The sequence below is a fragment of the Kribbella sp. NPDC023855 genome (genome assembly GCF_040639475.1).
Taxonomy (GTDB): domain Bacteria; phylum Actinomycetota; class Actinomycetes; order Propionibacteriales; family Kribbellaceae; genus Kribbella.
In genome coordinates this window covers 334,139-353,479 of sequence record NZ_JBFAAA010000005.1, presented here as the reverse complement: position 1 = coordinate 353,479, position 19,341 = coordinate 334,139, and the positions used below count along the sequence as shown (strand labels likewise).

Sequence of the window (19,341 nt, the reverse complement as noted above, 5' to 3'; positions counted from 1 at the left end):
ACTGCACCCCCCGAGTGTTGCCCGCCACCACGCCTTCACCAAGCGGGCGACGGAGGAGCACGCGCCCCAGGGTGGGCGGGAGCAAGCGAACGAAGGTCGCGACGCAGGAGCGACCGCAGGAGCCAGCGTGGGGAAACCCAACCACCCCGGGACCCAACGAAGGCGCCTCACCACCACGCCTTCACCAAGCGGGCGACGGAGGAGCCCGCGCCACAGGGCGGGCGGGAGCAAGCGAACGAAGGGCGCGACGCAGGAGCGACCGCAGGAGCCGGCGTGGGGTATTCCTCCGCTCTGGTCCTTGTGCCCTGAGAGCGTCATGATGGTCACCGACGGTGTTCGGATTCTTGGCCTTGGGGGGCGCGTCATGCCGGATCCAGAGGTGGAAGTTCCGCCGGATCCTCGGGTGGTTGCTGAAGTCAGGGAGCACAAGGGCCGCTTCGGTGAGCCCGCTGTGCGGTGGCTTTCACTCGGGCAGCTGGTGCGGACCGCGCAGGAAGTAGCGACCGCGACGGTTTTCGCGCGCTTCGCCGACAAACGCGACGTGATGGGGACCGCGCCAGCCGGCATCTACGCCTTGACGCCGCAGCAGCACAAAGAGCCGGTACGAGTCGACTTCACCGCGGACACCGGTGACGGGTTCAGCGCGACCTTCGCCATCGCCCGGCTCCTGACCAGCGGCCAGTCGACGGATCCCTCCGAGGCGGATCTCGGCCCGGCCGACCTCCTCGTCCTAGGCGGTGACGAGGTCTACCCAGTCGCCAGCGCCGAGGCGTACCAGCGTCGTTTCACCTCCGTGTTCCGAGCCGCCCGCCTCTGCTACCCGCAGTTCGTCAATCCCAAAACGCCCCTCCACGGTCCCCCTGTGCTGGCCCTCCCCGGGAACCACGACTGGTACGACGGCCTTTCCTCGTTCCGCCGCACCTTCTGTGAATCCTGGACCCGGATGACCGACACGGTCGATCCGGCCGGCCTGACTCCGGTCGGTTGCTACGAGCCCGACGAGGCAACCAAGGAACGCGAGACCGCCGGCGGTTGGACCACGATCCAGTCCCGCAGCTACTTCGCGATCCGGGTGCACCCGAAGTGGTGGATCTGGGGTGTCGACTCGCAACTCAACGCCCCGATCGATCCTGGTCAGCTGGCGTACTTCGATGCGGCCAAGGACAAGGTGGAGCCCGACCACGGCGTCGTACTGTGCACGTCCACTCCGAGCTGGCTGGAAGCCGAAGGGGAGAGCCCACCGGACTTCGAGCGCGAGTCGCCGCTCAGCACGATGGTGAACTTCCGCCGCCGCTACCTCGGGCAGCCGGAGGACCGCCGGCTCCGGATGATCGTGACCGGGGACAAGCATCACTACGCCCGGTACGCCGCACTCGAGCAGCAACCGACCGAGACCAAGTCGGCCGCAGGCGACAACCTGAGCTGGATCCCGGGTCCCGAGTTGGTCACCTGCGGCGGTGGTGGGGCGTTCACGTCACCCACTCACCATCTGAAGTCGCGCCTGTCGGTGCCCTGGGGCCGGCAGAAGCAGGACGCCGCCCGGCCGGTGACGCGGTACGAGCAGTGCACCGTCTACCCGAGCGAGCACGAGTCGAAGCGAATGCGCCGCGACATCTGGAAGATGGGGTTGCACAACGGCCCCGGGCTGCCGGCCGTCATCGGTGCTCTCGTCACGTGCGTGTTCTGGACGGTGGCGGGTCGTCCGCTCAACGACGTCGTGCGCTGGCCTTCGATCATTGCCTGTCTCGTCCTCGCCGGCCTCACCTACTCGTACGCGCTGACCGGAATCCGCGGTCGTCAAAGAGGCCGGTCGTGGGCGTTCCGCCTGATCAAGGTGGGGATCGCGGCCCTCGCGCATACCGCGGTCCATCTGCTCGGGATAGCGGTGGTCGCGTGGGTCGTGTGGGAGTTCCACGGCAGTGGCCGGCCGGCCTGGCTGCTGCTGGCTTACCTGCCGTTCGTGGTCTTCGGGACCCTGGTGTTCACGCTCTACCTGATCGTCAGCGACTGGTTCGGCTATCACGAGACCGAGGCCTTCGCCTCGACGCGTTCGACGAAGTACAAGAGCCTGCTCCGCCTCACGTTCTCCGACGACCGGGTCTCCGTGGACGTCATCGGCCTCGACCAGGTGCCGTCCGCGAGTCACCCGAAGACCCGCGTCACCGAAACGAAGCTGGAGCCACGGCTGATCGATCACTTCGAGGTCGGCCGTACCGACGACGAGCCCGGCCCAGCAACGTCAGGAGCCGAACCGCTATCCGTCGATGTGGTGGGCGACACGGAGGGCATCGGCGAGAACGCCTAAGACCGATCGGTCCTTGGGTCAACGGCCAGCGTGGTCGAGGACGCGAGCGAGGGCTGCGCGGCCCGCCGGCCCCCAGGCCTTCTTGCCACCCGGCAGTCCTTCCTCTCCGTTCCGGCCCATCGCGAGCAGGAACAGCGACTTCAGCACAGCCCACCCGAGCGACCGCTGCATCGTCGCCTCGTCCACTTCGCCGTACGCCGAGAAGAATCGCTCGGCCGCACCCTCGGGGAGCAACACCCAGGCCGCGGACAGATCAACCGCCGGATCGCCCGCGCAGATCTCCCCGAAGTCGATCACGCCGGACAGCGCGCCGTCGGTGACGACCACGTTCGCGGGATGAAGATCGCCGTGCAACCACAGCGCGGGGCCCGTCCACGCAGGAGCAGCCACCGCCGCCTCCCAGATCCGGCGTACTTCGGGAGCATCGCCAGCGCCGGCCAATGGGAACCAGTGCTCGATGCCGAGTTCGCTCAACGGGACGCTGCGCGTGGGACTGATGGGTGCGTCAGCAGGAGCATCGGTGTGCATTGCCCGGAGGAAATGGGCCAAAGTCTCGGCGGACTCGGCGCGATCGATCGGCGTACGGTCGGCCGGCTCGCCGGGGACCCAGCTGACGACGTGCCACGTCCACGGAAACCGCTCGGACGGCTCACCGGCACGCACCGGCACAGGGACCGGCAACGGCAGCCGCCGAGCCAGCAAAGGCAGCCACTGCCACTCAGTGCGCAACAACTCGGGAGCACCTTCCATCCGCGGAATCCGTACGGCGAACTCGTCCCCCAGCCGCCACATCTGGTTGCCCCAACCACCATCCACCTCCCGGATCTCCAGCCCAGCAAGATCCGGATGCTGCTCCTCGAGCAACCCGCGCACCAACTCCTCATCAACCGCAACCAAATCCATAACCAGGCAACCTACCCACAGCCGACAACCACGCCCCGGAGCGGGCAGAATGCTTGGGCATGGAGCTCCCCGGCGACGGTCATGTCCACAGCGAATGATCCTGGGACGCCGACCACGGCTCGATGGACGCCACCTGCGCACGAGCCGTCGCCCTCGGCCTTCCCTCCATTTTCACCGAGCACGTCGACTTCACCCCGTTCCGGGGCCGGTTTCCTGGTCGAGCAGTTCGGCGGCCTGGTGACGGACGGAACGCTCGTCGCCGCCGAACTCGATGCCGCCGGCTATCTGGAGTCGGTGGAACGCTGCCGCTCGAAGTATCCGGAGTTGAGAATCCTCACCGGCATGGAGATCGGCCAGCCGCACCTCCACGGCCCAGAACTCACCAAACTGCTTGCTAAGGGCAACTTTGATCGACTGATCGGCTCATTGCACTGCCTGCTCGACGGCACCGAGTACGCCGAACCGTGGGAGCTGTATCCGCATCACCCGGCCGACGAGATCCTGCGCGAGTACCTCACGGAGATCCCGAGAATGGTGGCTGGGTCCGACCAGTTCGAGGTGTTCGGCCACATCGACTACCCGATCCGGTCCTGGCCCGCCGAGGCCGAGCCGTTCGAACCGGCCGACTTCGAAGACGGACTACGCATGGCGCTCAGGGCCTTGGCCGATGGCGACCGGGCGCTCGAGATCAACACCCGGCTGCCGCTGCATCCGACGATCCTCGGCTGGTGGCGCGAGGAAGGCGGCCGCCGCGTCACCTTCGGCAGCGACGCCCACACACCTGGCACCTTAGCCACAGGCCTCGCCGACGCAGCCGCCTCGGCCTCAGCTCACGGCTTCCGCCCAGACCGCAAACCCGGAGACCCCTGGCTGCTCGCACCCCGGACCGGCTAGCGTCGGCTAGCGGGCGCCTGCCTCTTCGGTGGTCCATTGGTCGAGGAGAGGGGCGATTTGGCCGAGGATCTCGCGGGCCGCGGCGTACTCCGTGGCGCCGAACTCCTCCGCAAAGCGTTGCTCCAACTCACTCAGGTGCAGGTAGCCGTCGCGGGCTACCCGGCGGCCGTGGTCGGTGTAGGTGACCAGCTTGGCGCGCCGGTCCTCTGGGTCCGGACGCATTTCGAGGATGCCCAGGTCGACCATCTCGCGGATGATCTCGCCCATCGACTGCCGGGTGATCCCGGCGCGGGCCGCCATGTCGCTCGCGCGGGAGCCCTCCTCGGCCAGCGTGCCGAAGACGGAGTTGTGGGCCGGCTTCACCACCGGGTGGCCGCGCAGATGCGCGGTCCGCACCATGTCGGCCTGCAGTGCCCGGTTCGCCCGGTCGACCAGCGCGATCAGGGGCTTCTCGCCGAGCCGGGGCAGTTCAACCCTTGACATCCGTAAGGATTCCTTTCAATATTTCGACAGGAATCCTTACAGTATCAGGGGGAATGATGAAGACCCAGGAGCTACGCCCACTTGTGGCCAGCCTGTTCGCGAAAGGCCGCCACCGGACCACCCGGGTCGCCGTCGAGCAGGAGTTCCTGGTCGCCGACATCGCGACAGGCGCCGTCGTACCGATCGACCGAGTACGCCGAGCAGCCGGTACGGCGTACGCGCTCCCCTACCTCGCCTTCGAACCGGGCGGCCAGCTCGAGCTGAGCCTGCCGTGCGCCCCCGACTCGGCCACGTTGACGAGCACCCTCTGCGCCCTCACCGACGACCTCGCGCAGCACCTCGCCAAGGAAGGGATCCGCCTCGACGCACTCCCCTGTGACCCGCGACTCGAACACGAGGTTCCCCTGCAGCTCACAACTCCGCGGTACGTCGCAATGCATCGCCACTTCGACGCCATCGGCCCAGCCGGCCGGCGGATGATGCGCCGCACCGCCTCAACCCAGGTGTGCCTGGACTGGTGGCCGGGCCAAGCTGGCGCGGAGCAGTGGCAAGTCATCAACCTGGCCGGCCCGTTCCTGGCCGCGAGGTTCGCGCGGAGCGAAGGCCGAGAGGGACGGCTCTCCGCCTGGCTCGACCTCGACCCAGCCCGGACCGGCTTCGACGACCGGCTGCTGCGGGGCGACCCGATCTCGGCGTACACCGAATTCGCCGCCGGCGCCGCGGTTCTCACCACTCAAGGCCCGGCCGACCACCTGACCATGCTCTTCCCGCCTGTCCGCCCCCGCACGACGTACCTCGAAGTCCGTTTCCTCGACGCCCAAGAACCCGCCGCTGTCGGCAACGTCGTCACAGCCCTGTCAGCCCTGATGTACGACGACGACCGACGCCGGCGGACCCTCCAGGAACTCGGCCCCGAGCTTCCGCGCCTGGCCGAGCACTGGCGCGCGGCCGCGATGGGTGACCAAGCCACCGCTGATCGCGGTCGCGAACTGCTACCCGACTTGGAGCTGGTCGCATGAACGTCCTGTTCGTCACCGACCCACTCACCGGCCTGCGGGCCGACATCGACGCCACCATCGGCCTGATGGTCGCGACCCAGGACCTCGGATTCGACGTCTGGTACTGCGACCCCGCCGAGCTCGCCGTTGCCGACGGCAAGCTTCAGGTCCGCGCTCATCGGCTCCAACTCCGGCCGCGGCGGCGCCCGGCCGGTGGCGACCACCGCTGGATCATCGATCCGACCTGGTTCGACGAACTCGGCACCGAGGTCATCGGCATCGGCGCGTTCGACCTGGTGCACCTGCGCATCGACCCGCCGGTCGACGAGCGCTACCTCCACACGACGTACCTGCTCGACCTCGCCGAGGAAGCCGGCACTCGCGTGATCAACCGCCCCGAAGGAATCCGGGCCTTGCACGAGAAGCTCATCGCCCTGCGCTTCCCCGAGCTCTGCCCACCGACGTACGTCGGCGCCGACCTCGCCGCCCTGCGCGACTTCGTCGCAACCGTCGGTACGGCGGTCGTCAAACCCGTCGACGGCTTCGCCGGCCTCGACGTCTGGCTGGTCGGCAACAACCACACCGCGATCTCGTTGCTCGAATCGGCCACCCACGGCGGCCGTCGGCAGGTGATCGCTCAGCAGTACCTCCCAGCCGTTGAACACGGCAACAAACGGCTTTTCCTGCTCGACGCCGAAGTCGTCGGCGCGGTACTCCGCCGGCCGTGCGCGGACGACTTCCGGATCGGCCCGCCGATCGCGCCCGCGGACATCGACGACGCCGACCGGGCGATCGTCGCCGCGCTCCGCCCGCACCTGCTCCGGCACGGCATCGCACTGGCCGGCTTGGACGTCATCGGCGGCCGGCTGATCGAGGTCAACGTGACGTGTCCGGGTGGTATGCACAAGACCGACGCGCTGCTGGGCACCGAGCTCAGCCAGGCGATGGTCCACCGTCTCGCCGCATCAACCCATCAGTACGAAGGAGTTCTCCGATGAGTACCGTCACGATCGTCTGCATCGCCCTGATGGGCGTGCTGCTGTTCCTGCTCGGCGCCAACGTCACCCGCCATCGCGTGATCCGCGGCAAGAACGGCGGCGACCAGGCCTCGACCGACCCCACCGATCGGCTGCTGATCGCCATCCGCGCGCACGGCAACGCAGCGGAGTACGTCCCAACGCTGATCGTGCTGCTGCTGGTCTGCTCGGCGTTGTCCAGCAGTTGGTGGGTCGAGGCGCTGGCCGTCGCGGCTCTCGCCGTACGGACCACGCACGCCGTCGGCATGCTCCGGTCCCAGACGCTCGCCGCGCACGGCCCGCTCCGCGATATCGGTGCCCTCGGCACCTATCTCGTCGGTATCACGCTGGGCGTCACGGCCATTGCGGTCATCTGATCGGGGCGATGGTCTTCGTCCGGGCACCTTCGTAGGCGGCCAGCAGAATTCCCAGTACGGCGATGCCCTCCTCCTCCGTGTGGAGGGGGCGGGTCTTGCCGAGCAGGGAGTCGGCGAAATGGCCGATCTCGGCGGCAAAGGTGTCGACGGGATCCAGCTCGTACGTCTCGGTCTCGCCGGACCGGAGCAACGTGGTCAGACTATTGCCATCGCTCCGGAGCGACCCCAACTCGCCGACCACCGAGAAGCGCTCGGTACCCGGCGCCGGCTCGTAAGCCCAACTGGTCACCAGCTGCCCGATGACGCCGTTGTCGAACCTGATCAGCACCTGGGCGGAATCCTCGCCCTCCATGAACTTCAGCCGGTGCGTGGACAACATCGCGGTCGCCTCGACCGGCAGGGCACCGGCCAGATGCAGCATCAGGTACGTCGGGTGGTACCCGGTGTCGATCAGCTCGCCACCGCCACTCGTCTTGCTGCTCGCCCGCCAGCCCATGTTCGCCGGATCGAAGTCGTTGTAGAAGCTGTCGGTGGTCCGCACCTCGTACACGGTGCCGAGGAGTCCCGCCTCCAGCAGCTCCTTCGCCTTGGCCACTGCCGGCATGAACAGCTGGTTGTGCGCGCACATCAACGTCACGCCGTTGGCACTGACCGCCGCTCGCACCTGCGTCGCTTCGTCCACCGACAGGCACAACGGCTTCTCGCAGAGGATGTGCTTGCCCGCCTCCGCCGCCGCGACGATCGCGTCCTTGTGCAGGTGGTGCGGCAGGCAGATGTCGACGGCATCGAGCTCCTCACTCTCGAGCATCAAGCCATAGTCCGTGTACGCCGTCGCGCCCAGCTCGTGGCCGCGGTCAACAGCCGTCTGCTCCACCGCGTCGGCCACGGCGGTGATGCCGATCTTCGCGGCGTGCTCCTGATAGCCGCGAATGTGGGCGCCGGCGATGCCACCGCCGCCGATGAGTCCGACCTTGATCATCTGTCGATCTCCTGCCCTTCGTAGGCAACGGTTTTGCCGTGGGAGGCCGCCTCGTTGGCTGCGACGACCAAGCGGGTCAGTTCGACAGCGCGGGCCAGGTTGTCGTCGGCTCGGGTTCCCTCGGTGATGTGGTCGACCCACTGGGCAAAGGGGTCCTTGCCATGGTCGGGCACTGGCAACTGCTTGCCTCCAACCCGTATTACGTTGCCGTCGTCCGTGTAGGTCAGCGTGTTGTCGGTGCCGAAAAGCTCGATGGTGAAGGGATTCGGACTGGCGAACCCGGCCTCGATCACGCCGATCTTCTGGTCCGCGTAGCCGACGGTGACGACGGCGTTGTCTTCGAGCCCACGACCTGCCACGGACCGATAGGTCGCGCTGACCGTCTCCGGATCGGCGCCGAGGAACAGTTGCAGCAGGTAGACCGGGTGGCAGCCGAGGTCGGTCAGTGCGCCGCCGATGGCGGCCTTCGGATCGAAGAACCGCTGCGGCAGCCAGCCTTCGGCGCCATCTCGCGGAATGGCGCCGTCGTGCGACAGCCGCACCCGGCCGTAGGTGAGCTGTCCGAGCTCACCGCTAGCGATCACCTCCCAAATCGCCTGCGTGTAGCCATGAGCGAGCCGGGGCAACGAGACCACCAGCTCGACGCCCGCATCATCGGCGGCGGCAACGATCTCGTTGGCCTCGGCAACAGTTGGCGCGAGCAACTTCTCGGTGAAGATGTGCTTCCCCGCCGCGGCCGCCTGGACCATGATGTCGCGGTGCACGTCCGTAGCGGTCGTGACGATGACGCCGTCGAGGTCGGTGCGGTCCAGCAGCGCGCCGAGGTCGTTCGTGTACGGGACGCCGAACTGGTCCGCACCCGCCTGTCCGAGCTCCGCGTCGTCGTCCCAGACCGCGACGAGTTCCGTGCCGGGATGTTCCTGAGCTTGCCGTGCGTAGTCCTTCGCGTGAACGTGCCAGAACCCCAGAACCGCGAGTTTGAGCGGTTTCGCCACCGGTCATCCTCCAGCGCAATCGATTTCTCGGTCGCGCTCCACCGTACTGCGGACGGTGCCGGAGGACAGCCGGACCGGAGTGTCAGCGTCGCGGTGTCACTGCTTGACCGCGGCGATGTCCAGCTCCAGCGTGACCTGGTCACCGACGAAGAAGCCGCCGACCTCACCGATCGCGATCCACCGGACACCCCAGTCCTTGCGGTTGATCGTCAGCCGGCCGGTGAACCGGAGCCGGTCGTCGGTCCGGGTCAGCTCGAAAGGCACGGTGACCGGTTTGGTGACGCCGTGGATCGTGAGCGCGCCGGTGACGTCGTACCGCATCCTGCTCACCCGCTCGACCTTGGTGGAGGCAAACGTCATTGTGGGGTGCTCGGCCGTCTCCAGGAAACTTCGGCGCAGGTGATCGTCACGTTGCTTGTTGAACGTCTGGACACTGGCCGCCTGGACGGTGACCCGGACGGACGACTTCGACGGATCGGCGCCGTCGAGCTGAGCCGTGCCCTCGAATTCGTCGAACTGTCCACGGACCTTCGCCACGACCATGGTCGGTACGACGAAGGCGAGCTTGCTGTCGGTGCTGTCCAGGACGTAGGTGCCGGTGAGTTCGCTGAGCTGAGTCATGCCTGCAGACCCGCTGGGAGGTCGAAGACGGTTGAGGCGTTGGCCGGTGAGCCGGTGAGTGGGGTCATGTCGACGTACAGGACCTCGTATTTGCGTTCGGTGAAGCGCCAGCCGTCGGGCGTGCGCTGGTAAAGGTCGTGGTAGCGGGCGTAGTTGCGGTGGGATGAGCCGTCGTTGAAGTTGCCGAACTCCTCGACATAGCTGCGACCGGTCGCGGTGTCGCCGTCGAGCTGGATCGTGCCCAGGTGGACGGTCTGAATGAAGAACTGCCAGTTCCCCTGCAGCCGCTCGATGGCGGGGCGAATCTCGTCCCGGCCGGTGAACACCATGCCCGCATGAGGCATCCGCCACGTGCCGTCCTGGGTGAACAAACCCGCGAAGCGGTCCCAGTCGCGCATCATCGCCGAGTCCGCGAACTCGATCGGCAGCGCCTGGATCGCGAGCCTGTCGGCGGTAGCCTGAAGGTCGCTCATCTGGTCTTCTCCCTTGTTCGTTGTCGTCATGCGCTCCCCGACGAGACAGCGACCCAGGATGTGATGACCTCACAGTCCGGCCGGCCGTTTCGTCGGACCTCTCGAGCAGCCTGAGGAGGCGACGATGACCAGTGGTGACCCGAACCTGAGCGTGATCATGAGCGAGCGGCGGCAGCTGATCAACCTCGCGTACCGGCTGCTCGGCTCGCTGGCGGACGCGGAGGACGTCGTACAGGAGACGTACGCGCGGTGGTACGCGATGAGTCGCGAGCAGCAGGAGGCGATCAAGTCACCCGGCGCGTGGCTGACCACGGTCGCGAGCCGCATCTGCCTCGATCTTCTGGGGTCGGCGCGGGCGCGTCGGGAGAAGTACGTCGGCGAATGGATCCCGGAACCCGTGCCCGACCAGGCCGAACTCACCAAGCCCACCGACCCGGCCGACCGCGTCACCCTCGACGAGTCGATCAATATGGCGTTCCTCGTCGTACTGGAGTCGATGACCCCGGCCGAACGCGTCACCTTCATCCTGCACGACGTCTTCCGCTATCCGTTCCCCGAAGTGGCGACCATCGTCGGCCGTACTCCGGCAGCCTGCCGTCAGTTGGCGACGTCAGCACGCCGCCGCCTGCGCAACGCGGAGGCGACGGCGGCTCCCGCGGCTCCCCCGGCGGACCGGGCGGCGATCGTGCGGAACTTCAAGCAGGCTTGGGAAGCGAAGGACATCAAGGCGCTGATCAGTGTGCTCGATCCCAGCGCCACTGCCATCGGCGACGGTGGCGGGCTGGCGACTGCAGCACTCCACCCGGTCGAAGGCGGCGAGATGGTCGCCCGCTACTTCGTCGACCTGGCCGAACGCGCCGCCGGCCTGACACTGGTGGAACGCACCGTCAACGGGCAGCCCGGGTTGGTTGTCATGGACAACGACCAGACGGCTGCCGTGCTGGCCTTCGACATCACCGCCAACCACATCACCCACATCTGGGCAATCCGCAACCCCGAAAAACTCCGCCCCTGGCAGGCATAAAAACCCCACACCTGCTCCGACGGCCGCTCCTACGTCGCGTCCTCGTTCGCTAGCTCCCACCCACCCCCGGGCGCGGACTCCTCCGTCGCCCGCTTGGTGAAGGCGTTGCGTGCCAGCGAGCCTGGCTTGGCTACTCGCGTTGCACGCTGGCGTGTGCGTCGCCTGCTCGCGGGCGCGTCGCGTGGCCAGGAGTCCGGTGCGTCTCCTCGTGCATCGACTGCTTGATCGGCCGGCTGTCAGGTGACCAGGCTGATGGCGGTGGTTATGAGTTGGCGGTAGTGGGCGAGGTTTTTGGTGGGGGCTTGGACTAGGTGGTCGGTGGCTACTTTGAGGGCGGCGTTGATGGCTGCGGCTTGGACTTGGATTTCGAGAGAGTCGGGTGGGACGCCGGCTCGGGCGGCTAGGACTTCGGCGAAGGTGGTTTCTGAGCGCTCTCGCAGCATCAGGTAGGTGGCGCGCAGGGCGGGTTCGGTGTGCGTCATCCGGACGACCGCCAGCGCAGCCTTCAGCTCCGCGCCGGATGCGGACTCGAGACGCGGCAGGTACGCGGCCCGGAGGTGTTCGGTCAGGTCGAGTTCGGGCGGCCAGGCGCGTAGTACGGCCTGGAAGCCGTCGACCATCTTCGTGAGCAAAGGCTCGGCGCAGCTTTCCTTGCTGGCGAAGAGGCGCCAGAGGGTGCGTTCGGAGACTCCCGCGGCGCGTGCGATCTGCTCCCCGGAAGTAGCAGCCACGCCCTGTACTGCGAACAGCCGGACCGCGTGGCGCGAGATCTCGAGGAGCTGGAGCCGGCGCTGCTCTTCGCTCACCGGCGGCCGTCCCCGGCGGCTCGCGGTACCGCTGTCTGACCTGAGGTCCTCCACGCGGTGATTTAAGCATGCCGGATCCCCGTTCTTTATTGGCAGCAGCCGCCATCAATTGCTACGGTGAGTGACTCCACGATCACTGGAGGGGACCATGAGCGTTGCCGCCGACCGTCTTCAACTGCCGTTCGAGAGGCCGAACGTCCTCGACCTCGCCCCGCTGTACGACGTACTGCGCCGCGAAATGCCCATCACCCCCGTGACCACGCCCGCCGGAGATCCCGCATGGTTGGTCACCCGGTTCGCGGAGGTCCGCGACCTGCTCGGCGACAAGCGGCTCGGCCGTTCGCACCCCGAGCCGGAGCGAGCGGCACGCGTCACCACCGCCGGGATCCTCGACGGTCCCACCGGCGACTACGACACCGAGGAAGCCGACCACGCGAGGATGCGCCGGCTGCTGACGCCGGCGTTCTCGGCCAAGCGGATGCGGATGCTCACGGACTACATGCAGGAGCTCGTCGACGGGTACGTCGATCGGCTGATCGCCGAGCACGCCGCAGCGCCCGACGGCGTGGTCGATCTGCACTCCGGGCTGGCTCTGCCATTGCCGGTCGCGGTCATCTGCCGGCTCCTCGGAGTACCAGAAGGCGACGGCGAGTTGTTCCGCTCGCTGTCCGAACGGATGGCCGACGTCGCCAGCGGGCCGGACGCCCACCAGGCCCGGGACGAGTTCAACCGCTACATGGCCGGCCTGGTCGAGACCAAACGCCCACAGCTCGGCGAGGACGTGATCTCGGACCTCGTCCGGGCCCACACCGTGGACGAAGGCTTCGACTACGAGCAGATGATCCGGCTCTGCGTCGGACTGCTGTTCGCCGGACATGAGACGACGGTCAATCGCATCGGCCTGGGCACGCTGTTCCTGCTCACCCGCAACGAGCACTGGACCGCACTGACCGCCGACCCGGCCGGGCGAGTCGACGCGACCGTCGAGGAGATCATGCGGCTTGGTGCGCCCGGTGACCTCGGTCTACTCCGCTATGCCCGCACCGACCTCGACGTCGCCGGTGTCACCATCCAGCGGGGCGATGCCGTGATCCTCTCGATCAACGCCGCCAACCGCGACGCGTCCGTCTACAGCGCTGCCGAGACGTTCGACCCGGATCGACCGGAACGGACCCACCTCGGCTTCGGCCACGGCGCCCACTTCTGTATCGGCGCGAGCCTGGCTCGTACCGAACTGCGCGTCGTCTTCGCCACGCTGGCACACCGGCTCCCCGGCCTCCGACTCGCGAAGCCGCTCGATGAACTGGAAGTACGCAGCACGCTCACCGGCGGCGTCACCAGCCTGCCGGTGACCTGGTGAGGACGGAGGAGATCGTGAAGGTGGCCGTCGATCAGGACCTGTGCGTGGGATCAGGCCAGTGCGCGCTGACCGCCGACGACGTCTTCGACCAGAGCGACGAGGACGGGACCGTGGTCCTCCTGAACGCCACTCCCCCCGCCGACCGCAAGCCGGACATCCAGCACGCCGTCGCCCTCTGCCCAGCAGCCGCCATCACCCTGGAGCCGAACGAATAGGGGCCTCTGGCACCAAATAGCAGACGAGGAGCTTGAGGAAGAACAGGACGCTGAACCATTCGAACCCCTCAGGGAGCGGTACGACAGTCAGGTTGACCAGTACTGCGGCCATGTAGGCACCCATGGCGGCGGGGCGCTTCGCTTCGAGCTTGACCCTCTCGATCAGCAGAGCACCAGTCAGCAGAAGTGCCGTGTTGAGCAGAAACCACGCCCAAGCGGCATCCAGTACTACGAAAGCCATCGCCGCCAGGTAAGCGATGTGCGCCGTGACGAACGAGAGCCGCGAGCGGGACGGTTTGCTGTGGTACCAGCGTTTGGCGGCGTTGGTGGCATTGGTCATCACCCCGCCGACGAGATCCAGGCCGATCAGCACCGTGACCACCAACTGCGGCCATCCGGCCTGGACCGGCGCCGCCACCAGATGCCACCCGAGCAACGCCATGCACACCAACGATCCGGCCAGCTCCGTTCGCAGTTCGGTACGGGACTTGCCGGGTCCCATGAATCGCTCGAGCGATCCCTTCCACCCCGGCGGCGTGACCGGAACGGTCCAGTCGATCTCAGCTTTCATCGGGCTGCCTCCACAGTCCCTCCAGCAGACTCCAGACAACCGGAGACGGCTCTGCGCCTTTCTGCAGCTGGGCGGCTGCCCAGAGATCGGCGGCACGCAGTACGGCGGCACTGGTGGTCAGCAGGAGTTCGGGGTCCACGTCCGTCCTGATCACGCCGAGGGCCCGCCCGTTGTCGAGCACGGGCGCCAACCAGGGCGCGGGGTCCTGCGCAGTACTTGCATTGAGCAACGCCACATCCTCCGGATGGGCCAACCCGTGTGCCGTCAACCGCTCGGAGGCCTCGCGCAGCCGGGTCCAGAACTCCGTGGGAGAGTCCGCGTCCTGCCAGGACCCCAGCGCGTCGAGCATCCGCGTGTGGACGTCCTCGATCACTGCCGCGAACAGGTCCTCCTTCCCGTCGAAGTACTGGTAGGCAGAGGTCTTGGAGATCCCGAGCTCGGCGATGATCTGGTTGTAGGAAGCCCGGTCGAGCCCGTCCCGGGCGAAATGCGCACGGGCCACGCGCAGGATCAGCTCACGACGTTCGTCGGCCAGTCGGGAGAACCTCGGAAGTGGCATGTACCGATGGTACACCCCAGCGGTACACCGGGTCCGGTTGGCGAAGGTTGACGGCCGTGGCCACCAGGACCAGGCCGACCGCGACGAGCAGGACCGGCTGGTACCCCGTGTGCTCAGCAATCGCGATGCTCAGTGCGCCGCCGGCCAGGGTCACCAAAGAGGCCAGGCTGGTCAGGATGGTGAAGTCGCTGGCCGCGAACTGGCGCCGGGTGAGGTCCATCAGGATGGTGTTGACGGCGACCGAAGCCGCCGCATACGTCGCCGCGAAGAAGGACAGGACGGCAACCGTCAGAGGCACTGGAGCGAATCCGGCGCCAAGTGGGAGGAAGGCGGCAAGCGCCACTGCTTGACCGCCGCAGGACAAGGCGAGTACCTGGCTGCGGCCGAGCCGCCTGGTGAGGAAGCCGCCGAGGACTGCGCCGGCGACACCGAGGACACTGCCCGCCATCCCCACGACGACAGCGATCCGGTCTGGCGACCAGTCCGCGTCCACCAGCATCGGCGTCACCAGTGAGTAGCCACTTGTCGCGCCGATCCAGCTCAACGGCAGCAGCACGAAGGTCCATCGGCGTACGGCCGGTTCGCGGAAGACGGCGAGTAGGGTCGATATTGACTGGTGCTGGGCTCGCGGCCCTCGCTCCTCTTCGTGGTACGACGCGAGTTGCCACAGCGGCACGAGCGTGATCAGGGCGACGACGAGGACAGCTGCTTGCCATCCCCACCGCGAATACACCAACAGAGAAAGACCTCCACCGACGACATGGCCGAAGTATCCACCGGCCAGTCGCATGCCGCTGCCGAAGCCGCGGTCACCGTGCCGCAGCGTCCGCACAGCCAGGGCGTCGCCGGCAACGTCTTGCATCGCGGCGGTCTGCACGACCAGGAGAACGATGAGCAGGAGCAGGCCGAAGTCGTCCACCGGATCGATGGGCAGCAGCGCTGCGAGCCCCAGGGCCATGACGGGTTGAAGTACCAGGAGCCACGAGCGAAAGTGCCCTCGGCGAGCTCCGTACCGATCCAGCAGTGGGGCCCAGAGGAACTTGACGGCCAGCAGCAGTGCCGCGGCGTTGAGGGCCGCGAGCTGACTCAGTGAGGCGCCACGGTCGCGAAGGATCGCGACCAGGGCGAGGTGGATGAAGTTGATCGGTACGTACTGACTGGCCTGCAGAGTTGCGAGCAGCCGGTAGGTCTTGGCCGGGTTCGCGACTCCTTCGTCAACTGTCTGCGTCACCAGTGACTCCCAGCTGCCAGCTCGCCGCGGTGGAGCGTTCCGCGTAGAAGCGCGCGTACGTTCCTTGCCGGGCGATCAGCTCCTCGTGGCGGCCGACGTCGGTGGCACGGCCCGCCTCGATGACGACGATCTGATCCGCCTGCCGGACCGTGGACAGCCGATGGGCGATGACGATGACGGTGCGGCCGCTGCTGGTCAGAGCGTTCAGGCCGGCTGCCACCGCGGCCTCGTTCTCCGGATCCAATGCCGCGGTCGCCTCATCCAGAAGGACGATCGGTGCGTCCTTCAGCAATGCTCGGGCGACTGCCACGCGTTGCCGCTCACCGCCCGACAGCGCAAGGCCGCCTTCACCGACGCGAGTCTGCCAGCCGGCCGGCATGCGGTCGATGACTTCGTCCAGCCGTGATGCGGCCGCGGCTTCGGCCAGGTCGTCGTCCGTGGCGTCGGGAGCGGCCAGCCGGAGGTTCTCGGCGAGCGTTCCATCGAAGAGGTAGGTGTCCTGGAACACGATGGCGAGCTGACTCATCAAGCTGTCCGTGGTCAAGTCGCGGACATCGACGCCACCCACCCGGACGGTTCCTTCGTCGACGTCCCAGAAGCGGGAGATCAAGCGCAGGACCGTCGTCTTGCCGGCGCCGGACGGGCCGACCAGCGCGGTCATGGTGCCGGCCGGAATCCGCAGTCGGAGGCCGCTCAGGACCGGCTTTCCGTCGTACCCGAAGGTCACGTTGTCGAACTCCACCGCCCCGCCCGCACTGGTCTTCGGCTGCACCGGCTCGGGGAGTGCGGCAGTGTCGAGGACGGCGGCGATCCGGTCGATGGCGACCTCGGCGACGCGGATCGTGCCGAAGAGGTTGCCGATCTGCGCGAGTGGTTCGACGACGCGAGCGGCGAGCACCAGCAAGGCGATGCCTTCGGCAACGGACAGGTCGCCGCCGAGGGTCAGCAAGACGCCGGTGACGAGGACGGCCGTGAATCCCAGCTGGACAACGCCGATGTAGGCGATTTGAGGCAAGGTGTGTCGCGTCAGCGCGGTCCGGAACGCATGGCGCTGTTCGTCCAGCGCGCTTTCCATCGGAGCGAAGCCTTCGTGGGCACGACCGGTCGCACGGAGTACGGGCTGGGCTTGCGCGTACTCGATCGCGCGACTGGCCGCGGCAGAAGACGCCTCGTCCATCACCGCTTGCGTGTCGCGGACGATCGGCGCTGACCAGCGGAGCACCAGCATCGCCGCCGGCACGGCGACCACGAAGGCCAACCCCATCCGCCAATCGATCAGGAACACGCCCGCGACGACCGTCAGGGGCGTGGCGATGGACTGCACCAACTCAGGCCAGACGTGCGAGATGATGCCGGCCGCCGACGGCGTGGACTGCGCGACCGTTCGCGCGGTCCGACCGGATCGGTCGCCGACGAACCATCCCAACGGCAGGGTCAGCAGATGCCGGCCGAGTTGGTGCTGCAGATCGCGCATGATCTCGTGAGCGGTGCGATAACCGAGCGACTTCGCCCACCCCAGTGCGGCGAGATACGCGATGCCCAGGAGAGCCGCGACGCCGGTCCAGCGCAGTACGAGATCCAGATCGGGAGACGATTGGAGCAGAGCCTGCAACAGCGGGATGAGGGCGAGGAGGAGCAAACCCTGCAAGACGCCCAGTACGACGTACCGTGCGGTCAATGTCCGTACCGCGGTGGGGTGCGGCCAGATGGCGAGCAGTCGGTTGATCATCGGACAGCCTCCGCTCGGTGGAGCTGGTACTGCGCGGCCCACATCCGGGAGTACTTGCCGGCGCGGCTGATGAGTTCGTCGTGAGTGCCTTGTTCGACGATGCGTCCGCCGTCCAGAACCACGATCTGGTTGGCCCGCGCGATCGTGTGGAGGCGGTGCGCGACCACCAGCAGCGTGCGGCCGCGGGTCAGTTCGGCTAGCGCCTGCTGGACCGCCGCCTCGTTCTCGGGGTCGACGGACGCAGTCGCCTCGTCCAGCAAGACGATCGGCGCATCCTGCAGAATCGCCCGGGCGATGGTCAGTCGCTGTCTCTCGCCACCCGACAGGACGCCGCCGCGACTGGTGACGACCGTGTCGTAGCCGGCCGGCAACGCCATGATCACTTCATGAATCTGGGCCGCACGGGCGGCCGCCTCCACCTCGCGATCATCGGCGTCCGGCTTGCCGAGCCGGATGTTCTCGCGGATCGTTTCGCGAACCAGGACGACGTCCTGGAAGACGACCGCGACCATCCGCAGCAGTTCGTTGGGCGCGATCTCGCGGACGTCGACCTCGCCGATGCGGACCGTGCCTCCGGTGACGTCGAAGAAGCGTGGGACAAGGCGCATCAGGGTCGTCTTGCCCGAGCCGGACGGTCCGACGATGGCGGTCACTGATCCCACCGGGCAGTGCAGGTCGACCTGCTGCAGCACCTGGTTGTCGCCGTCGTAGCTGAAGTCGACCGCCGAGAACCGGACATCCCACCGCGAGGGAGTCCGCGGCTCGTCGACCGTGGGCAGCGCGGGTTCACGCAGTACTTCGGAGACTCGCCGGGCGGCGACACTGGCCTTGCGGAGTAGCTGCGTCCCCTGCACCAAGGTCATGTACGGCGCGGGAAGCCCGACACCGACCAGGATGAAGGGCAACAACTCCACCGGCTCAAGCCAACCGGCCGAAACCATGCCGGTCCCCGCGCCGACGATGATCACCAGAACCGCCGCGGGCGACAGCAGGGCCATGCTGGCGAACATCGCGCGTCCACTTTCCGCGGTCCACGCCGCCAACGCATCGCAGAACTCGTCGACCGAACTGGAGAAGCGCCGCCACGCCGTACCGGTCAGTCGATAGGCCTTGATCACCTGGATGCCGTCGACGTACTCAACTGTGGCATTGTTGATCGACTGCTGCGCAGCGGTGAGTTGCTTCATCCGGATGGGCATTGTTCGGTGTGCGGCCCGGATGGTGAGTGCGGACAGCGGAAGGATCGCCAGGGTGACGAGCGTCATCCGCCAGTCGACTGCGACGAGGTAGACGATCGCGGCGAGGGGAAGGCCGATCGCGCTCGCCATATCGAGGCCTGCGTGGGCGACCAGGTGATGTAGGTCGTCGATGTCGTCGTCGAGGACCTTCTTCAGCTCGCCCGATCCCTTCTTGCTGAACCATCCCAGCGGGACCGTCGCCAGATGGCGGGTGAGCCCGGCCCGGAGGTGGCGCTGAAGATCCGCGTCGGCGTAGTGCGTCAGCAGGTTGCCGACCACCAGCAGGCCAAGTCGGCATGCGGCGCCTGCCACTCCGACCACGAGCCAGGTCAGCACCGCGCGTCTTGGCTCCGCTTCGGTCAGCAGGGCCGCGGCGATTTCCGCCACTGCGACGTACGGCAGGAGGCCGAGCATCGAGCTGACCAAGGACAGCCCGGCGCCGACCAGTAGTCGCCCTCGTACTGCGTGGAACAACCCGTCCCGCCCGAGAAGGTCCACCTTCGTCGGCGACTTCCTGTCGACATCCCGACCAGATCTCATCAGCTCAGCTCTCCCTGTCTCACG

Annotated in this window: 20 protein-coding genes; 8 read left to right on the top strand and 12 right to left on the bottom strand. The window is 67.4% G+C overall.

What is annotated here, in order from left to right:
* Positions 1-364 precede the first annotated feature (364 nt).
* Positions 365-2,305 (top strand): hypothetical protein, encoded by a 1,941-nt coding sequence (locus tag AB0F51_RS20665; protein ID WP_360282167.1) that lies wholly within the window; start codon positions 365-367, stop codon positions 2,303-2,305.
* Between the two features lie 18 nt (positions 2,306-2,323).
* Here the strand turns inward: AB0F51_RS20665 and AB0F51_RS20660 are convergent, their stop codons facing one another.
* Positions 2,324-3,208 (bottom strand): aminoglycoside phosphotransferase family protein, encoded by an 885-nt coding sequence (locus AB0F51_RS20660; protein ID WP_360282165.1) that lies wholly within the window; start codon positions 3,206-3,208, stop codon positions 2,324-2,326.
* A gap of 237 nt (positions 3,209-3,445) precedes the next feature.
* On the opposite strand from AB0F51_RS20660, the gene AB0F51_RS20655 reads away from it, so the two are divergent.
* Entirely contained in the window at positions 3,446-4,102 is a 657-nt protein-coding gene (locus AB0F51_RS20655; protein WP_360282163.1) for a PHP domain-containing protein, read from the top strand.
* 6 nt (positions 4,103-4,108) lie between these two features.
* Here AB0F51_RS20655 and AB0F51_RS20650 read toward each other — a convergent pair whose 3' ends face one another.
* Positions 4,109-4,585, bottom strand: coding sequence for a MarR family winged helix-turn-helix transcriptional regulator (locus tag AB0F51_RS20650; protein WP_360282161.1), 477 nt, complete (start codon positions 4,583-4,585; stop codon positions 4,109-4,111).
* Positions 4,586-4,638: 53 nt separating this feature from the next.
* Here AB0F51_RS20650 and AB0F51_RS20645 point away from each other — a divergent pair, with 53 nt between their 5' ends.
* Genes AB0F51_RS20645 through AB0F51_RS20635 form a run of 3 tightly spaced genes read left to right on the top strand, consistent with a single transcriptional unit; the run spans position 4,639 to position 6,976 of the window.
* A complete protein-coding gene (locus AB0F51_RS20645; RefSeq protein ID WP_360282159.1) occupies positions 4,639-5,604 on the top strand; it encodes a glutamate-cysteine ligase family protein in 966 nt (321 codons plus the stop codon).
* Positions 5,601-6,581 (top strand): hypothetical protein, encoded by a 981-nt coding sequence (locus AB0F51_RS20640; protein WP_360282157.1) that lies wholly within the window; start codon positions 5,601-5,603, stop codon positions 6,579-6,581. The genes AB0F51_RS20645 and AB0F51_RS20640 overlap by 4 nt, the downstream gene beginning before the upstream one ends.
* Positions 6,578-6,976, top strand: coding sequence for an MAPEG family protein (locus AB0F51_RS20635; RefSeq protein WP_360282155.1), 399 nt, complete (start codon positions 6,578-6,580; stop codon positions 6,974-6,976). Before AB0F51_RS20640 ends, AB0F51_RS20635 begins: the two co-directional genes overlap by 4 nt.
* Here AB0F51_RS20635 and AB0F51_RS20630 read toward each other — a convergent pair.
* From AB0F51_RS20630 to AB0F51_RS20615, 4 genes are all read right to left on the bottom strand, one after another.
* Positions 6,969-7,955, bottom strand: coding sequence for a Gfo/Idh/MocA family oxidoreductase (locus AB0F51_RS20630; RefSeq protein WP_360282153.1), 987 nt, complete (start codon positions 7,953-7,955; stop codon positions 6,969-6,971). The two genes, AB0F51_RS20635 and AB0F51_RS20630, sit on opposite strands and share 8 nt — an antisense overlap.
* Positions 7,952-8,950: a Gfo/Idh/MocA family oxidoreductase gene (locus AB0F51_RS20625; protein WP_360282151.1), complete on the bottom strand. Its 999-nt coding sequence runs from the start codon at positions 8,948-8,950 to the stop codon at positions 7,952-7,954. Before AB0F51_RS20625 ends, AB0F51_RS20630 begins: the two co-directional genes overlap by 4 nt.
* A gap of 96 nt (positions 8,951-9,046) precedes the next feature.
* Positions 9,047-9,571, bottom strand: coding sequence for a YceI family protein (locus AB0F51_RS20620; protein WP_360282149.1), 525 nt, complete (start codon positions 9,569-9,571; stop codon positions 9,047-9,049).
* On the bottom strand, positions 9,568-10,044 hold the full coding sequence (locus AB0F51_RS20615; RefSeq protein WP_360282147.1) for a nuclear transport factor 2 family protein: 477 nt from the start codon (positions 10,042-10,044) through the stop codon (positions 9,568-9,570). Before AB0F51_RS20615 ends, AB0F51_RS20620 begins: the two co-directional genes overlap by 4 nt.
* A 124-nt stretch (positions 10,045-10,168) precedes the next feature.
* Between AB0F51_RS20615 and sigJ the strand changes: the two genes are divergently transcribed.
* The gene (gene sigJ / locus AB0F51_RS20610; protein ID WP_360282145.1) at positions 10,169-11,068 is read left to right on the top strand and encodes an RNA polymerase sigma factor SigJ; all 900 of its coding nucleotides are present in this window, start codon (positions 10,169-10,171) and stop codon (positions 11,066-11,068) included.
* A 236-nt stretch (positions 11,069-11,304) separates the two neighbouring features.
* Here sigJ and AB0F51_RS20605 read toward each other — a convergent pair whose 3' ends face one another.
* On the bottom strand, positions 11,305-11,874 hold the full coding sequence (locus tag AB0F51_RS20605; protein ID WP_360282143.1) for a helix-turn-helix domain-containing protein: 570 nt from the start codon (positions 11,872-11,874) through the stop codon (positions 11,305-11,307).
* 148 nt (positions 11,875-12,022) lie between these two features.
* On the opposite strand from AB0F51_RS20605, the gene AB0F51_RS20600 reads away from it, so the two are divergent.
* Together AB0F51_RS20600 and AB0F51_RS20595 are read left to right on the top strand one after the other, a co-directional pair.
* Positions 12,023-13,234: a cytochrome P450 gene (locus AB0F51_RS20600; protein ID WP_360282141.1), complete on the top strand. Its 1,212-nt coding sequence runs from the start codon at positions 12,023-12,025 to the stop codon at positions 13,232-13,234.
* Complete coding sequence (locus AB0F51_RS20595; RefSeq protein WP_360282139.1) at positions 13,231-13,449, top strand: ferredoxin; 219 nt, start codon at positions 13,231-13,233, stop codon at positions 13,447-13,449. Before AB0F51_RS20600 ends, AB0F51_RS20595 begins: the two co-directional genes overlap by 4 nt.
* Here the strand turns inward: AB0F51_RS20595 and AB0F51_RS20590 are convergent.
* The 5 genes from AB0F51_RS20590 to AB0F51_RS20570 are packed head-to-tail and all read right to left on the bottom strand — an operon-like array spanning position 13,427 to position 19,317.
* Positions 13,427-14,020 (bottom strand): hypothetical protein, encoded by a 594-nt coding sequence (locus AB0F51_RS20590; RefSeq protein ID WP_360282137.1) that lies wholly within the window; start codon positions 14,018-14,020, stop codon positions 13,427-13,429. The two genes, AB0F51_RS20595 and AB0F51_RS20590, sit on opposite strands and share 23 nt — an antisense overlap.
* On the bottom strand, positions 14,010-14,579 hold the full coding sequence (locus AB0F51_RS20585; RefSeq protein WP_360282135.1) for a TetR/AcrR family transcriptional regulator: 570 nt from the start codon (positions 14,577-14,579) through the stop codon (positions 14,010-14,012). Before AB0F51_RS20585 ends, AB0F51_RS20590 begins: the two co-directional genes overlap by 11 nt.
* On the bottom strand, positions 14,536-15,810 hold the full coding sequence (locus AB0F51_RS20580; RefSeq protein ID WP_360282133.1) for an MFS transporter: 1,275 nt from the start codon (positions 15,808-15,810) through the stop codon (positions 14,536-14,538). The genes AB0F51_RS20585 and AB0F51_RS20580 overlap by 44 nt, the downstream gene beginning before the upstream one ends.
* Entirely contained in the window at positions 15,794-17,539 is a 1,746-nt protein-coding gene (locus AB0F51_RS20575; protein WP_360282131.1) for an ABC transporter ATP-binding protein, read from the bottom strand. Before AB0F51_RS20575 ends, AB0F51_RS20580 begins: the two co-directional genes overlap by 17 nt.
* On the bottom strand, positions 17,536-19,317 hold the full coding sequence (locus AB0F51_RS20570) for an ABC transporter ATP-binding protein (RefSeq protein ID WP_360282129.1): 1,782 nt from the start codon (positions 19,315-19,317) through the stop codon (positions 17,536-17,538). The genes AB0F51_RS20575 and AB0F51_RS20570 overlap by 4 nt, the downstream gene beginning before the upstream one ends.
* Between the last annotated feature and the right edge of the window lie 24 nt (positions 19,318-19,341).

What these genes read in the sequence shown, in the direction of transcription:
- AB0F51_RS20665 (WP_360282167.1), top strand. Translation starts at nt 365, where the DNA reads ATGCCGGATCCAGAGGTGGAAGTTCCGCCGGATCCTCGGGTGGTTGCT.
- AB0F51_RS20660 (WP_360282165.1), bottom strand. Translation starts at nt 3,208, where the DNA reads ATGGATTTGGTTGCGGTTGATGAGGAGTTGGTGCGCGGGTTGCTCGAG.
- AB0F51_RS20650 (WP_360282161.1), bottom strand. Translation starts at nt 4,585, where the DNA reads ATGTCAAGGGTTGAACTGCCCCGGCTCGGCGAGAAGCCCCTGATCGCG.
- AB0F51_RS20645 (WP_360282159.1), top strand. Translation starts at nt 4,639, where the DNA reads ATGATGAAGACCCAGGAGCTACGCCCACTTGTGGCCAGCCTGTTCGCG.
- AB0F51_RS20640 (WP_360282157.1), top strand. Translation starts at nt 5,601, where the DNA reads ATGAACGTCCTGTTCGTCACCGACCCACTCACCGGCCTGCGGGCCGAC.
- AB0F51_RS20635 (WP_360282155.1), top strand. Translation starts at nt 6,578, where the DNA reads ATGAGTACCGTCACGATCGTCTGCATCGCCCTGATGGGCGTGCTGCTG.
- AB0F51_RS20630 (WP_360282153.1), bottom strand. Translation starts at nt 7,955, where the DNA reads ATGATCAAGGTCGGACTCATCGGCGGCGGTGGCATCGCCGGCGCCCAC.
- AB0F51_RS20620 (WP_360282149.1), bottom strand. Translation starts at nt 9,571, where the DNA reads ATGACTCAGCTCAGCGAACTCACCGGCACCTACGTCCTGGACAGCACC.
- AB0F51_RS20615 (WP_360282147.1), bottom strand. Translation starts at nt 10,044, where the DNA reads ATGAGCGACCTTCAGGCTACCGCCGACAGGCTCGCGATCCAGGCGCTG.
- sigJ (WP_360282145.1), top strand. Translation starts at nt 10,169, where the DNA reads ATGACCAGTGGTGACCCGAACCTGAGCGTGATCATGAGCGAGCGGCGG.
- AB0F51_RS20600 (WP_360282141.1), top strand. Translation starts at nt 12,023, where the DNA reads ATGAGCGTTGCCGCCGACCGTCTTCAACTGCCGTTCGAGAGGCCGAAC.
- AB0F51_RS20590 (WP_360282137.1), bottom strand. Translation starts at nt 14,020, where the DNA reads ATGAAAGCTGAGATCGACTGGACCGTTCCGGTCACGCCGCCGGGGTGG.
- AB0F51_RS20585 (WP_360282135.1), bottom strand. Translation starts at nt 14,579, where the DNA reads ATGCCACTTCCGAGGTTCTCCCGACTGGCCGACGAACGTCGTGAGCTG.
- AB0F51_RS20575 (WP_360282131.1), bottom strand. Translation starts at nt 17,539, where the DNA reads ATGATCAACCGACTGCTCGCCATCTGGCCGCACCCCACCGCGGTACGG.
- AB0F51_RS20570 (WP_360282129.1), bottom strand. Translation starts at nt 19,317, where the DNA reads ATGAGATCTGGTCGGGATGTCGACAGGAAGTCGCCGACGAAGGTGGAC.